This is a genomic window from Terrisporobacter muris, from assembly GCF_024621905.1.
GTDB classification, from domain to species: domain Bacteria; phylum Bacillota; class Clostridia; order Peptostreptococcales; family Peptostreptococcaceae; genus Terrisporobacter; species Terrisporobacter muris.
In genome coordinates this window covers 15,348-29,876 of sequence record NZ_JANKBY010000011.1, presented here as the reverse complement: position 1 = coordinate 29,876, position 14,529 = coordinate 15,348, and the positions used below count along the sequence as shown (strand labels likewise).

General features: G+C 29.6%; 15 protein-coding genes. All 15 read left to right on the top strand.

The window, feature by feature from the left end:
* Nucleotides 1-83: 83 nt before the first annotated feature.
* On the top strand, nucleotides 84-1,277 hold the full coding sequence (locus tag NSA58_RS01955) for an L-serine ammonia-lyase, iron-sulfur-dependent, subunit alpha (RefSeq protein ID WP_039679190.1): 1,194 nt from the start codon (nucleotides 84-86) through the stop codon (nucleotides 1,275-1,277).
* Between the two features lie 145 nt (nucleotides 1,278-1,422).
* A complete protein-coding gene (locus NSA58_RS01950; RefSeq protein WP_052232937.1) occupies nucleotides 1,423-2,304 on the top strand; it encodes a LysR family transcriptional regulator in 882 nt (293 codons plus the stop codon).
* A 199-nt stretch (nucleotides 2,305-2,503) separates the two neighbouring features.
* Nucleotides 2,504-3,709, top strand: a complete 1,206-nt coding sequence (locus NSA58_RS01945) for an acetyl-CoA C-acetyltransferase (RefSeq protein ID WP_039679191.1) — start codon at nucleotides 2,504-2,506, stop codon at nucleotides 3,707-3,709.
* 19 nt (nucleotides 3,710-3,728) lie between these two features.
* The gene (locus NSA58_RS01940; protein WP_039679192.1) at nucleotides 3,729-4,394 is read left to right on the top strand and encodes a 3-oxoacid CoA-transferase subunit A; all 666 of its coding nucleotides are present in this window, start codon (nucleotides 3,729-3,731) and stop codon (nucleotides 4,392-4,394) included.
* Nucleotides 4,387-5,043: a 3-oxoacid CoA-transferase subunit B gene (locus NSA58_RS01935; protein WP_039679193.1), complete on the top strand. Its 657-nt coding sequence runs from the start codon at nucleotides 4,387-4,389 to the stop codon at nucleotides 5,041-5,043. The genes NSA58_RS01940 and NSA58_RS01935 overlap by 8 nt, the downstream gene beginning before the upstream one ends.
* Nucleotides 5,044-5,159: 116 nt before the next feature.
* Complete coding sequence (locus tag NSA58_RS01930; protein WP_039679194.1) at nucleotides 5,160-6,521, top strand: short-chain fatty acid transporter; 1,362 nt, start codon at nucleotides 5,160-5,162, stop codon at nucleotides 6,519-6,521.
* Nucleotides 6,522-6,797: 276 nt separating this feature from the next.
* Nucleotides 6,798-7,157: a GntR family transcriptional regulator gene (locus tag NSA58_RS01925; protein WP_039679195.1), complete on the top strand. Its 360-nt coding sequence runs from the start codon at nucleotides 6,798-6,800 to the stop codon at nucleotides 7,155-7,157.
* A gap of 28 nt (nucleotides 7,158-7,185) precedes the next feature.
* Nucleotides 7,186-7,878, top strand: coding sequence for an ATP-binding cassette domain-containing protein (locus NSA58_RS01920; protein ID WP_039679196.1), 693 nt, complete (start codon nucleotides 7,186-7,188; stop codon nucleotides 7,876-7,878).
* Nucleotides 7,868-8,698 carry a hypothetical protein gene (locus NSA58_RS01915; RefSeq protein ID WP_039679197.1) on the top strand — a complete coding sequence of 277 codons (831 nt, stop codon included), beginning with the start codon at nucleotides 7,868-7,870 and terminating at the stop codon, nucleotides 8,696-8,698. The genes NSA58_RS01920 and NSA58_RS01915 overlap by 11 nt, the downstream gene beginning before the upstream one ends.
* A 14-nt stretch (nucleotides 8,699-8,712) precedes the next feature.
* On the top strand, nucleotides 8,713-9,951 hold the full coding sequence (locus NSA58_RS01910) for a hypothetical protein (protein ID WP_074079842.1): 1,239 nt from the start codon (nucleotides 8,713-8,715) through the stop codon (nucleotides 9,949-9,951).
* Nucleotides 9,952-9,962: 11 nt separating this feature from the next.
* Nucleotides 9,963-11,174, top strand: a complete 1,212-nt coding sequence (locus NSA58_RS01905) for a VanZ family protein (protein ID WP_257559995.1) — start codon at nucleotides 9,963-9,965, stop codon at nucleotides 11,172-11,174.
* A 70-nt stretch (nucleotides 11,175-11,244) separates the two neighbouring features.
* A complete protein-coding gene (locus tag NSA58_RS01900; RefSeq protein WP_257559994.1) occupies nucleotides 11,245-12,363 on the top strand; it encodes an amidohydrolase in 1,119 nt (372 codons plus the stop codon).
* A gap of 107 nt (nucleotides 12,364-12,470) precedes the next feature.
* Nucleotides 12,471-12,740, top strand: coding sequence for a small, acid-soluble spore protein, alpha/beta type (locus NSA58_RS01895; protein WP_039679200.1), 270 nt, complete (start codon nucleotides 12,471-12,473; stop codon nucleotides 12,738-12,740).
* Nucleotides 12,727-13,473, top strand: coding sequence for a class I SAM-dependent DNA methyltransferase (locus NSA58_RS01890; protein WP_039679201.1), 747 nt, complete (start codon nucleotides 12,727-12,729; stop codon nucleotides 13,471-13,473). The genes NSA58_RS01895 and NSA58_RS01890 overlap by 14 nt, the downstream gene beginning before the upstream one ends.
* Before the next feature lie 21 nt (nucleotides 13,474-13,494).
* Nucleotides 13,495-14,379, top strand: coding sequence for an Hsp33 family molecular chaperone HslO (hslO, locus tag NSA58_RS01885; protein ID WP_074079845.1), 885 nt, complete (start codon nucleotides 13,495-13,497; stop codon nucleotides 14,377-14,379).
* Nucleotides 14,380-14,529 lie beyond the last annotated feature (150 nt).

The window sequence follows — 14,529 nt, the reverse complement described above, 5'->3', positions numbered from 1 at the left end:
ATTATTAAAGAGGTATAATTGTTAATTAGGAATATGTTTTCTTATTATGAATAAAGAATATGCAAACCCCAAGGAGGAATAAAATGGAATCACTAAAAGAACTTTACAAAGTAGGAAATGGACCTTCGAGCTCACATACAATGGGACCTCAAAGGGCTGCTGAACAATTTAAAAATAAGTATCCAGAAGCTGCTAGCTACAAAGCTCACTTATACGGAAGTTTAGCTGCAACAGGAGAAGGGCATTTAACTGATTATATAATCAAAAAAACTCTTGAACCAAAGCATGTTGAAATACTTTGGAGAGAAGATATAGTTAAAGCATATCATCCAAATGGAATGATGTTAGAAGCTATAGATGCTGACGGAAATGTAATTGGAGATTGGACTATCTACTCTGTTGGTGGAGGTACAATAGCTGAAGAAGGAATGAGAAATGCTGGAGGAAATGACACTTACCCTCATTCAACAATGGAAGAAATAATAGCTTGGTGTAAACAAAACAACAAAAACTTTGTAGATTACGTAAAAACTTACGATGATGCTGATATAATGGATTACTTAGTAACTATAAAAGATGCTATGAAAAAATCAGTAGAAGATGGTTTAAAAGCTACAGAAGTAATACCAGGAAAATTAAACCTAGAGAGAAAAGCTGGATACTTCTACAAGCAATATCTAGCTAATAAACAATTAAATACATTAGTATACACTTATGCTTTAGCTGCTTCTGAGCAAAATGCATCAGGATATGTTATAGTAACTGCTCCAACATGTGGTTCTGCAGGTGTTTTACCAGGAATATTCTTTGCAATGCAAGATTTCTATGGATATGACGATGATATGATATTAGACGCTTTAGCTGTAGCAGGTTTAGTAGGTGTTCTTGTTAAGAGAAACGGATCTGTTTCAGGTGCTGAAGTAGGATGTCAAGGTGAAGTAGGTGTTGCATGTGCAATGGCTGCTGCTGCAATAGCATTCTTAAAAGGTGGATCATTAAGACAAATAGAGTATGCTGCTGAAATAGGTTTAGAGCATCACTTAGGAATGACTTGTGACCCAGCTTATGGATATGTTCAAATACCATGTATAGAAAGAAATGCAATGGGAGCTCAAAGAGCTTTAGATGCTGCTAACTATGCACTATTAACAGATGGAGAGCATCATGTTACTTTCGACCAAATCGTTAAAATAATGGACGAAACTGGTAGAGATATGATGGATAAATATAGAGAAACTTCAAAAGGTGGAATAGCTAAATTATTCTTTACTTGCTAGTTTAAATAAATTTATTGAAGAAAAAAGAGAAAGAAGATTATCTTATTTCTCTTTTTTTATGCTTAAAAATTTATAAAATAATTTTATAATTAATAAATTTAATATATTACAGAGACATATTTTGCATGCAGAGGAGCTTATCAATATGAAAATTAAAGACATTACATACTTTTTAGAGGTAGCTAAAGAAGGAAATTTTACTAGGGCTGCTAGTAATCTTTACATATCACAACCAGCGCTTAGTAAAAATATAAAAAACTTAGAAAAGGAAGTAAATGCGCAGTTAATTGAACGTAACTCAAAGTCATTTAGACTGACTTATGAGGGAGAGATATTTTATAATAATGCAAAGAAATCAATAGAAGTTATTCAAGATGAGTTAAACAAGTTACAAGATACATTTACTAGCTGTAATAGAGTAATTAACTTAGGTTTACCACCAGTAATAAGTAGTGTTTACTTTACATCTGTTATTGCTGAATTTAAAAAGGAAAATCCTGCTATTGATATTAGGATTATTGAAGAAGGAGCCAATAAAATAAAATCTAGTGTGGAAGAAGAACGAATAGATTTAGGAGCTGTAATCTTACCTATAGATGATAATGATTTGATAACAGAGCTTATTTCTAGTGGTAAGGTAATGTTAGTTGTAAGTAAAAATCATAGGCTAGGATGTGAAGATGAAGTTAATTTAGAAGATTTGAGAAATGAAAAATTTATAACTTTTAACGAAAAGTTTATGATGTATAACAAGACTATAGAGGCATGTAAAATAGCAGGATTTGAACCTGATATAATATTAAAAACTTCTCAATGGGATTATATTATGGAAATGGTTTCTCTTAATCAAGGAGTAAGTCTTATGCCAGAACCTATAGTTAGAAGGTTTAAAAGAGAAGACTTTAAATTAATATCAATACAAAATCCAAATATAAGTTGGAATGTAGGATTTATATTAAAAAAAGATAAGCATATATCAAAGTATTTGAAATCATTTATAGAATTCACAATAGAAAAATATAAATAAAAAAATATATAATAAGCACTGCTATTACTTAATCATAACTAAAAATTATAGTTGTATGTAAAAGAGGTATTTAACAAAATAAATTATAGGACTTATACTAAATAATGAAAAGAGCGCTAATCTTTTTAGGAATGAAAATAATTAAAAATTATTAATTAAATTTATGAAAATAAAAGATGAGATAATATGGAGGAAAACGATGTCCAATGTGTATTTAGTAGATGCAAAAAGAAGTCCTATAGGTAAGTTCTTAGGAGGATTATCAACAGTATCGCCAGCAGAATTAGCAGGCCAAGTTATGAAATCAGTAATAGAAAGCAATAACATAGATGCAAGCAAAATTGATGAAGTAATACTAGGAAATGTATTACCAGCAGGTCAAGGGCAAGGTATTGCAAGACAAGCTGCATTATATGCAGGGGTACCAAGTGAAGTTCCTGCTTATTCAATAAATATAATATGTGGAAGCGGAATGAAAACAGTAATGACGGCTTATTCACAAATAAAAGGTGAAATGGCAGATTTAATAGTAGCTGGTGGAGTAGAGGTTATGTCCCAAGCTCCTTATGTTACAGATGCAAGTGCAAGAACAGGTAATAAAATGGGCGAAATGAACTTAAAAGACTCACTAGTTCATGATGGTTTAACAGATGCATTTAATAATTACCATATGGGAATAACTGCAGAAAATATAGCAGATAAACACAATATCACAAGAGAACAACAAGATAACTTTGCTATAAGATCTCAATCAAGAGCAATAAGAGCAGTTGATGAAGGAAGATTCAAAGATGAAATAGTTCCTATAGAAGTAAAAACAAAAAAAGCAGTTACTATATTTGATACAGATGAATATCCAAATAGAACAACAAATATTGAAAAGCTTTCTAGCTTAAGACCAGCATTTAAAAGAGATGGTTCTGTAACAGCTGGTAATTCGTCAGGAATAAATGACGGTGCAAGTATAATAGTTGTCGCATCAGAAAAAGCAGTTAAAGAATATGGATTAAATCCAATAGCAGAGATAGTATCAGTTGGACAAGGTGGAGTTGATCCATCAGTTATGGGATTAGGACCAGTACCAGCTATAAAAAATGCATTAGATAGAGCTAATATGAATTTAGAAGAAATAGATTTATTAGAATTAAATGAAGCTTTTGCAGTTCAATCTTTAGGGGTTATAAAAGAATTAACAGAAAATCATAATGTTACAGAAGATTGGTTCGAAGATAAAACTAATGTAAATGGTGGAGCAATAGCAATAGGTCATCCTCTAGGAGCATCAGGTGCAAGAATAATTACAACTCTTATTCATGAAATGAAAAAGAGAGAGTTACAACATGGTTTAGCATCACTTTGTATAGGTGGTGGAATGGGAACTTGTGTAATTATTAAATCAGTATAGCGAATAGGGGTGATATTTAATGAAGAATAAATTAATAAAATTAGAAAATCTAAATGAAATAGTTAAAGATTCAATGACTGTAATGGTTAGTGGATTTATGGGGTGTGGAAGTCCTCACAAAATAATAGATAAATTAGTTGAGTTAGGAGTAAAAGACTTAACTTTAGTATGTAATGATACTGGATTTGTAGATTACGGAGTAGGTAAGATGGTTGTTAACAAACAATTTAAGAAAATACAAACTAGTCATATAGGTCTAAATCCAGAAGCAATTAGACAATTAAATGATAAAGAAACAGAATTTGAACTTATACCTCAAGGAACTTTAGCTGAAAGAATAAGAAGTGCTGGTGCAGGACTTGGTGCTGTAGTAACACCAACAGGAATAGGCACGTTAGTAGCTGAAGGAAAAGAAACTATTGTAATAGATGATAAAGAGTATTTAATAGAAAAACCTATAAAAGCTGATATAGCTATAATAGGTGCAAGTAAGGTAGATGAAAAAGGAAATACTTATTACAGTGGTTCAGGAAGAAACTTTGGGCCTATAATGGCAACAGCAGCAGATGTTGTAATAGTTGAAGCAGATGAAGTTGCTAAAGTTGGAGAAATAGATCAAGAGCATGTTATGACTCCACATATATTTGTAGACTACATTATAGATGGAGGTAAAATAAATGGATAGAAGTCAAATAAAAGGTTTTGTAGCAAAAAGGGTTGCTAAAGAATTAAAGGATGGAGATGTAGTAAATTTAGGAATAGGTTTACCTACATTAATACCCAATTATCTACCTCACGATGTGGATATAACATTGCAATCTGAAAATGGATTTGTTGGAATAGGGCCAACTCCAGATGAGGAAAATGTTAATAAATATATAGTTAATGCTGGCGGTGCACCTGTAAGTATAAATGAAGGAGGAGCTTTCTTCGATAGTTCATCTTCTTTTGGAATAATAAGAGGTGGTCATGTAGATGTTACAGTACTAGGAGCATTACAGGTAGATGAGCAAGGGAATTTAGCAAACTGGATGATTCCAGGGAAATTAGTTCCAGGCATGGGTGGAGCTATGGACTTAGTTGTTGGGGCAAAAAAAGTGATTGTTGCAATGGAACATACAGCTAAAGGAAAACACAAAATCTTAAAAGAATGTGTTTTACCATTAACAGCTAAAAATCAAGTTGATTTAATAGTAACTGAAATGGGTGTTATGGAAGTTACAAAAGAAGGTTTATTATTAGTTGAAATAAACGAAGAGTTTACAATAGAAGAAATTCAAGCAGCAACAGAAGCTAAGTTAATTATAAGTGAGAACTTAGTACCTATGAAATAAATAATACATAAAATCAGGTAATAAAGGTATAAATCCTAAATATAAGTAACAAGCACAAATAAGATGCTTTAAATAATATTAAAGCATCTTAAAATACACAAAAGGGAGAAGACACAATGTTTAAAAAATTTACTAATGGGTGCGTTAATATAGTTCAAAACTACTTACCAGATCCATTCTTATTCTGTATCATAATAACGTTTGCAATATTTTTATCTGGAATAATATTTACAGGACAAGGTCCAATGGACATGATAGTTCACTGGTCTGGTGGATTCTGGGGGCTGTTATCATTCGCTATGCAGATGGCTCTAGTACTTGTATTAGGTCATACTTTAGCAAGTGCACCATCATTTAAAAAAGTACTTAAGAAAATGGCAAAAATACCAAAAACTCCAGGACAAGCAATATTAATGGTTACATTTATATCAGGTTTAGCTTGTTTAATAAACTGGGGATTTGGATTAGTTATAGGGGCAATATTTGCTAAAGAATTAGCTAAAGAAGTTGATGGAGTTGATTATAGATTATTAATAGCATCAGCTTATTCAGGATTTTTATTATGGCATGCAGGATTATCAGCATCAATACCACTAACACTAGCAACAGGTGGAGAAGCAGTAGTATCTGCAACTGCAGGCGTAATATCAGAAGCAGGTGTACCAACTAGCGAAACAATATTCTCATTATCAAATATGATAATAGTAGGTGTTTTAATATTAACTTTACCATTATTAAATAAAGCAATGCATCCAGCTAAAGGAAAAGCGATAATAGTTGATAAAAGTTTATTAGAAGATGAAGATGAGTTTGTTGCTATGTCAGTAGAAGACATGACTCCAGCAGACAAGTTAGAAAATAGTCCAATAATAAGTATATTAATATCTTTAATGGGATTTGCTTATATAGTTTATTACTTTGTGAATAATGGATTTAGCTTAAACTTAGATATAGTTAACTTTATATTTTTATTCTCAGCAATAGCGCTGCATAAAACACCAAAGAGATTTTTACATGCTTTAATGTCAGCATCAAAATCAGCAGGTCCAATAATGCTACAATTCCCATTCTACGCAGGTATAATAGGAATGATGACAGGTGTAAATGCTGATGGGGTATCTTTAGCAATTTTAATATCAAACTTCTTTGCAAACGTTGCTACGAAATTTACATTCCCACTATTCAGTTTCTTAAGTTCAGGGATAGTAAACTTCTTTGTTCCATCTGGTGGTGGACAATGGGCAGTACAAGCTCCAATAATGATGCCAGCAGGAGCTGCACTTGGAGTTGATCCGGCTAAAACAGCAATGTCGATAGCTTGGGGAGATGCATGGACAAACATGATACAACCATTCTGGGCTTTACCAGCGCTAGGAATAGCAGGATTAGGTGCAAAAGATATCATGGGATTCTGTATAATAGATTTATTATATTCAGGTGTAATAATATCTATGGGTCTTATGTTTATAGGAATGTAATTTAATAAAGATAGATTAAATTTTAATATAGAGAAAAATCCTATGTAGAAATATACCAAGATTGTGAGTATAACTATATAGGATTTTTTATTATACAAAAACAAAGTCAGTGAAATAATTATTGGCTTTTTGTGAAATTAATTTTGGTATTAAATCAAATGATTATTGACTTATATAGTGTATTAATAATATAATACACTATATAACAAGTGTATTATATAACTAATACACTAAACTTAAACTTATTTTGTTAAAAATAAAGAAAGGAGATGTATCTTGAAATTTATAGTAAATGATAGAGAGCCAGTTTACATCCAAATTATTAGAAACGTAAAACAGAAAATAGTTACAGGTGAACTACAAAAAGGAGATAGAATGCCTTCTAGAAGAGAGATGGCAGTTAATATAAATGTAAATCCAAATACAGTACAAAAGGCTTATAAGGAGATGGAAGAAATGGGGATTATTAATACGATTAAAAATAACCAAAGTACAATTACGGAAGACGATAATTTAATAAGACAAATAAGAATTGATTTAATAAATGAAGCAGCAGATGTTTTTATAGAGCAGATGAAAGCAATTAATGTACCAATAGAAGAGATTAAAGAAATTATTAGTAAAAAGTATATATAATCACGGTGAGAATATAGGGAGGAAAATAATGATTGAAGTTAAAAACGTTAAAAAGAAATACAAAAAAGTAAAAGCACTAGATGATATTTCTTTTAAAATAGAACAAGGAAAAATCACCTGTATACTTGGGTTTAACGGTGTAGGTAAATCTACTATTTTGAAAGCTATAGCAGGTTTAGTAAAACCAGACAGCGGAGAAATTTTAATTGATGGGGAAAAACCAACTCAACAAACTTATAACAAATTAGCTTTTGTTCCAGATATAGATATACACTTTAGTCATCTTAATATAAAAGAAACTTTTGAGTTTATGAAGTTGTTTTATAAAAATTGGGATGAAGAAAGAGCTTGTGAAATGCTTAAAATGTTTTCTTTGACTGATGATCAAATGATAAGTAAATTATCTAAGGGTAACAAAGCAAGAGTAAAGATAATAATTGGATTTGCTCAAAGAGCCAAGTATACATTATTGGACGAGCCTTTCTCAGGAATAGATATTTTTAAAAGAGAAGAGTTTATAAAGGCAATACTAACATTTATGAATGATGATGAAAGTATAATAATAACTACTCATGAGATTGATGAAATTGAACATATAGTAGATGATGTAATAATCCTGAGTAATGGGAAAATTGCCAATATATTTAATGCAGAAGAAGTGAGACAAAATGAAGGAAAATCAATAGTAGATAAGATGAGGGAGGTGTATCATGGGGAATAAAATTTTAACTCTTTTTGATATAGAATTCAAAAGAATACAGAAAATATTTTTTGCCGTAATTTCTTTACTAATATTAGGTAATATAGCTATTTTTGCTTATGGAATATATAGAGTAACGGAAGATGTAAAGGCCGAAATAGGTGTTTCACAAGGAATATCCATATTAAAGACTGATATGGGGAAGCATATGTTTTTAGAGCTTCAATTACCTAATTTTATATATGCTTTATCAAATTTACTTATGATTTTGGCTTTGATAGGGTGTGCATTTTATAGCGTATTAATATGGTATAGAGATTTTTCAAGCAAATCAAAATCCATATATACATTATTTATGTTACCAGAAAATAGATTTATTATATTCATTTCAAAATTAATAACAATGCTTGCATTAATTTATAGCATAATATTCGTTCAGCATTTATTATGGGGAATAGGAGCTTTTATAGTAAATAAATATGCTAATATACCAATTATAAACATGATATATAGCATAAATAATATACATAGATATGGTATTTTTGAAATATCAGTGCCGATTTATCCGGTAGAGTATTTAATGATATTTATAATTGGTCCAATAGTAGGTGTATCTTCCATATTTGCAGCAACTCTTATTTCTAAGTCCATAAAAAAAATAGGTGGAGTCTTAGGAATTATATACATAGTAAGTCTAGCAATGGTATATTTAGCTACAATAATAGGCATCTATGAATACTCCGATACTATTTTAAAAAACAATATAATCTTCTTTATAGTAGCATTTTTAATTTCAATTTATGTTTCATATATATCGTTAAATAATAGAATGTACGATTAGGGAGGAGAAATATCATGAAAATAAAATTATCAAAAATAATATTAATAGTTTCAGTAGTAGGAACCATATTAGTTGGTATTTGTCTTGCTAATATATATAAAACAGATATAGTAGTAAACGATGTATATGGAGATAGAAAAGAGTTAGGAGATATGAATATCTTACTTCAAAAAACAGGAGGAGTATTTGAAACTGATGCAATTCTTGTAAACAAAAACGGTGAAAGTATAAATAAATTTGCTAAGCAAGGGAGTCAGCTTCTTAATTTAACTAAAGAAAATATAGATAATAGATATTTATTTCAATTTGAACATGATGGAAATCTTTTATTTGAAGATGAAATTACGGTAGGCATGGCTAATGTGTCACCAAGTACAATTATTGATAATAAAGAAAAAATGGCTGCTAATATTGAGATAAAAGATAAGAAAAGTGGAAAAATAGAATCCTATGAAATTGAGGCAGGAGAGTCTATTAATACTAATAAAAATTATAGATATGATTCACTTCCTGTAAAAAAAGAAGGAGACATTCTTTATGTAGTAGTTATGTATTCATATTATAATTATCCATCAGGTGAAGAATATGTGGATGATTCAAAATTACTATCTAAATATTGTGAAAGTACAAACTTAAGTTTATACAAATTAAATTTAGTTAATAAAACTTCTAAATGTGTCATAAGTAAAGATTATGAAGACGGAAATTTAAATCTAAAAAAATCAGCTTTTAGTAATGAAAATAAATCATATTTTGTAGTTGATAAAAAAGATGATAAGTCAGATACATATGAAACTAATTTATTAGAGTTCGATATAAAAACAAAAGAAATAAACTTTATAAATTTAGGAACGAAAGATGATTATATTACTAGAGCTTGTACTATTGAGAATGACGAAATATTATTAATATCTATGCCAACGGTTGATGGTTATATTAGTGACATCACTGAAGATGTAAAAGGTATTCTAGTTGATTTGAAAAATAGAAACTTAAAAAATACATATAAATTAGACATGAAATACGGTGAACAACCAGTTTATACAAATAGATTAAGAACATACAATGGAAAGATATATGCAGTATCAGCAGGATATATTGATACAGATAAGTATGGACAAACTTATAGTTCGCCATATACTTTCTACGTATTCGATGAAAATAATGGTGAAAAGCTTTATGAAGGAAATATAGAAATAAATTCTAATTATAGAGTAAATATGGGCATTGTTACGAATGATGAAATTGAGTAAGGGGAAGGTTGATGATAGAGAATAATTTTATAATAGTATCACTTATATCTATATTTATATGGATTATATTTAGAATAAGTATAATTATGAAGAATAAAAAAGTTAATATATGTCGTGAAATTGTGTTACTTCTGTTTTATATATATTTCTTATGGTTGTTATTACTAACAATATTTAAAGGTGGATTTATAACACTAAGAAATCCATTTAAGGAATATATGTATAATGAATATGGGTTAATAGGAATAATTAACATTGTGCCAATTAAAGAGACAATAGTGACATTCATGCATAGTGAAGCAGGCGCAATGAATTCTATGAGGAATGTAATTGGTAATATAATAGCATTTGTGCCACTAGGGTTCTTTATATCATTATTATTTGAAAAGTTTAATAACTATAAGAAAGTGTTGAAGGTAGGTTTTTTATCATCTTTAGCAATAGAAATAACTCAATTATTTGTAGGGTATAATGTTTGTGATATTGACGATATTATTTACAATACTTTAGGGGTTTTAGTTGGCTTCATATGTTTTAAAACGTTTGAAATGATTACAAGTAAGATTAATTTAAAAGAAAAAATAGATAAGATAAGAGATTTTGAAACTAATAACATATTTAAAAAAGTTATTAAAGGAATATTGATTGTTTCCGTAGTAATTTTAATATCATACATGTATGCTTTTTATGATCAGACTATGCCTAGTAATCTTAATGATAAAGACATGGCAAAAGAAGCTTTTAATTGTAACATAGATGATGTACTTCAAATTAAAGAATTTAATGAAAATAAGTTTTATTTAATCAGAAATGAGTTTGGAGTAGAAGTGAAGCAGATAAATAAATTTGTCATGGATAGATATGTAGATAGCCGCATGGGATATTCTTATATTGAAAATAATAAATATGGTTATAGAGAAGAATGGATTTATGAAAATGTAAATAGTGCTAATGAAGATAATAAAATGTCTCCTATAATATATGGAAAGAATAAAAATGCAGATAAGATTCTTATAAATATAAAAGGAGAGAAATTTGAGCAAAAAATAAATAAAAATGATTACTTCATGGTTATATATCCAGAAATGATTTCTTTTAATGAGATTGAATTAAATCAAATATATAGTGACGAAAGTAATGAAAATATTATGAGTATAAAATTTTTAGATGATAATGGTAAAGAAATAAGTACTATAAATAATTTAGATGAAATAGAAGGATAAATCCACATAAATAATATGTGGATTTTTTATTATGATTATAGCTATAATTTACAAGTAAGGGGGGATTTTTTTGGAAATAACATATTTAGATGAAATAATGAGGAATCACAGACATAATTTACACCAATTGGCTGAACTTTCTCATGTGGAATTTAACACAGCAAAATATATAAGGGATTATCTAGAAAAGCTAGGTGTAGAATACGATGTATATTTAGAAACAGCTACAGTAGGAATAATAAAGGGGCAAAATCCTCAAAAAACAATTGCGTTTAGAGCGGATATAGACGCACTACCTAGTCCTAAAGGTGCGGAGCATTTATGCGGTCATGATGGACATATGAGTATATTGTTAGGATTAATAAAATATATAATTGATAATAAAGAAAAACTAAATGATAATATAGTATTTATATTCCAGCCAGCAGAAGAAGATACTGGTGGAGCTAAAAGATTAGTAGAAGCAGGAGTATTGAAAAAATATAAAGTTGATGAAATTTATGGACTTCATATACATCCTGATTTTGAAGAAGGATATGTGGGATGTAAAGCAGGATATTTAATGTCTCAAAATGGAGAACTTAATATAGATATTATAGGTAAGGGAGGTCATGGGGCAATTCCTCAAAATGCAACAGATTCTATTCTTATAGGTTCTCATTTTGTAACAAGCCTTCAAAGTATAATCTCAAGAAATATTGATCCAATGGAAGGTGCAGTTCTTACTATTGGGAAAATTTGTGGAGGAACTGCAAGAAATATTATAGCTGAACGTGTAAGATTAGAAGGGACGATGAGATGTTTTAATCCTGAAGTTTATGACACAATTATTACTCATATTGAAGAGTTTGCGAGGGGATTTGAGATATCTTATAACTGTCATGTGAATTTAGAATTTATAGGTGGATACTTGGCAGTAAATAATGATGAAAAACTATTTGAAGAATTTGTAGAAGCTATTGGAAAGGACAAAATAGCTAAAACATCACCACTTATGATTTCAGAAGATTTCTCTTTTTATCAGAAGGAAGTGCCAGGCTTATTCTTTATGTTAGGTGCTAGAAATGAAGAAAAAGGGTATGTAAATGGTCTTCATAATTTAAAATTTGATTTCAATGAAGATATATTAATGAATGGCTTAAATATATATAAATTATTATTAGAGTATAAAAATTCACTGGGCTCATAGAGCCAACGAGTTGTTTTTATTTAGTTAATAAAATATACCCCCTTAGTTTATTTGTATAAATTTTTGTCTATATGACAAAACTACAAAAAAAGAAGGGGTGTTTTTTTATGAATAAAAATAAATTAACTGAAGAATTCATTTATAAATGCGAAAAGCAAAGAAAGAAAAATGAAAAGAAAGTAAAACCATTGACAAAAGATGATATAATGAAATATGAGATAGCTGAGGAGTTAGGATTACTAGATAAAGTTGATGAAAGAGGATGGGCAGGTCTTACTGCTAAGGAAGCTGGTCGAATTGGTGGAATCCTCACATCACGCAAAAAACAATTAAAAAAGAAAGCTGAAGAAGAGGATAAAAAGGATGAATCAGTATAGTGATTTTGCCTTTGTCTATGATGAACTTATGAACGAAGTTGATTACGACAATTGGGTTAAATACATTGAAGATATAATAAAAAGTGAAAATGTTGAAGTACAAAATATATTAGAATTAGCTTGTGGTACAGGAAATTTAACTATACCACTTACTAAGAAAAACTATGACATAGCAGCCATAGATATTTCAGAAGAAATGTTACAAGTTGCTAGGGAAAAAGCAGAAAAAGAAAATGTTGAGTTAGTATTACTAGAACAAGATATAGTAGAACTTGATTTTGATGTACCTAACTTAGATTGTATCCTTTGTGGATGCGATGGATTTAACTATATAACTTATGATGAAGATTTAGAAGGTGTATTTGTTAAATGTCATGAGTTACTAAAAGAAAATGGAATTTTCATATTTGATATAAGTTCTTATTACAAATTATCAAAAGTACTGGGAAACAACATGTATGGTGAAAACAGAGAAAATGTAGCTTATATGTGGCAAAACTATTTCGATGATTACGAAAACTTAGTGGAAATGGACTTAGCATTCTTTGTCAGAGGTGAAGATGGTAGGTTTGATAAGTTTGAAGAAAATCACCTACAAAGAGCTTATAAAAATGAAGAAATAATAGAATTACTAAAAAATGCAGGTTTTGATTATATTAAAACTTATGGAGATTTCAAATTAGAAGCTCCAAAAGAAGACAGCGAAAGAGTATTTTTTGTGTGTAAAAAATAACAACATAATGGAGGGAAAACAATGAAGGATTACGTTATAAAAGCAACTAGTGGAAATGGACAAGTAAGAGCTTATGTTGGTATAACTAAAAACTTAGTTCAAACTGCTAGAGATAATCACAATACAATAAAAGTTGCTACTGCAGCACTTGGAAGAACATTAACAGCTACAGCTATGATGGGTTTAATGATGAAAAATGAGAAAGATGAATTAAGTGTAATCATAAAAGGTGGAGGACCTATAGGTACTATACTTACAACTGCTGACTCAAAAGGAAATGTTAAAGGTTATGTACAATACCCAGACTTAAATGGTGTGCAAGTTGAAGACTATCCAAATGGAAAATTAAATGTTGCTGGAGCAGTAGGAAAAGATGGATATGTTAAAGTAATAAAAGATTTAGGACTTAGAGAGCCTTATGTTGGTTCTTATCCATTAGTGAGCGGAGAAATAGCGGAAGACTTTACTCACTATTTTGCATTATCTGAGCAAACTCCATCAGTAGTTTCTTTAGGAGTTCTTACAACAGCAACAGAAGTTGAGCAAGCTGGAGGACTAATAGTTCAATTAATGCCAGATGCAACAGAAGAAACTATAGCTACTTTAGAGAAAAACGTAGCTAAATTAAAATCAATTACTACAATGTTAAGTGAAGGAATGACTCCAGATGACATACTAAATCTAGTGTTAGAAGGATTAGATCCAAAAATATTAGATATATGTGATGTTAAGTTTGACTGTAACTGCTCAAAGGATAGAATACAAAAGGTTTTAATATCATTAGGTAGAGAAACTTTAACTGAAATAATAGAAGAAGATAAGCAAGCTGAAATAAGTTGCCATTTCTGTAACAGTACTTATCACTATACTGAAGAAGAATTAAGAGAAATATTAAACGCAATGTAGTTAATATATGCAAAAGAGTTGTCGTTAGACACCTCTTTTTTATTTTTGTAGAATAGCACTCCTGTAATTTTGGTGTACCAAATGGGTAGAATATTAATTAAAATAACCTTGTAGAAATAATCTATATTTGTAGTATAATCACTATTGTAA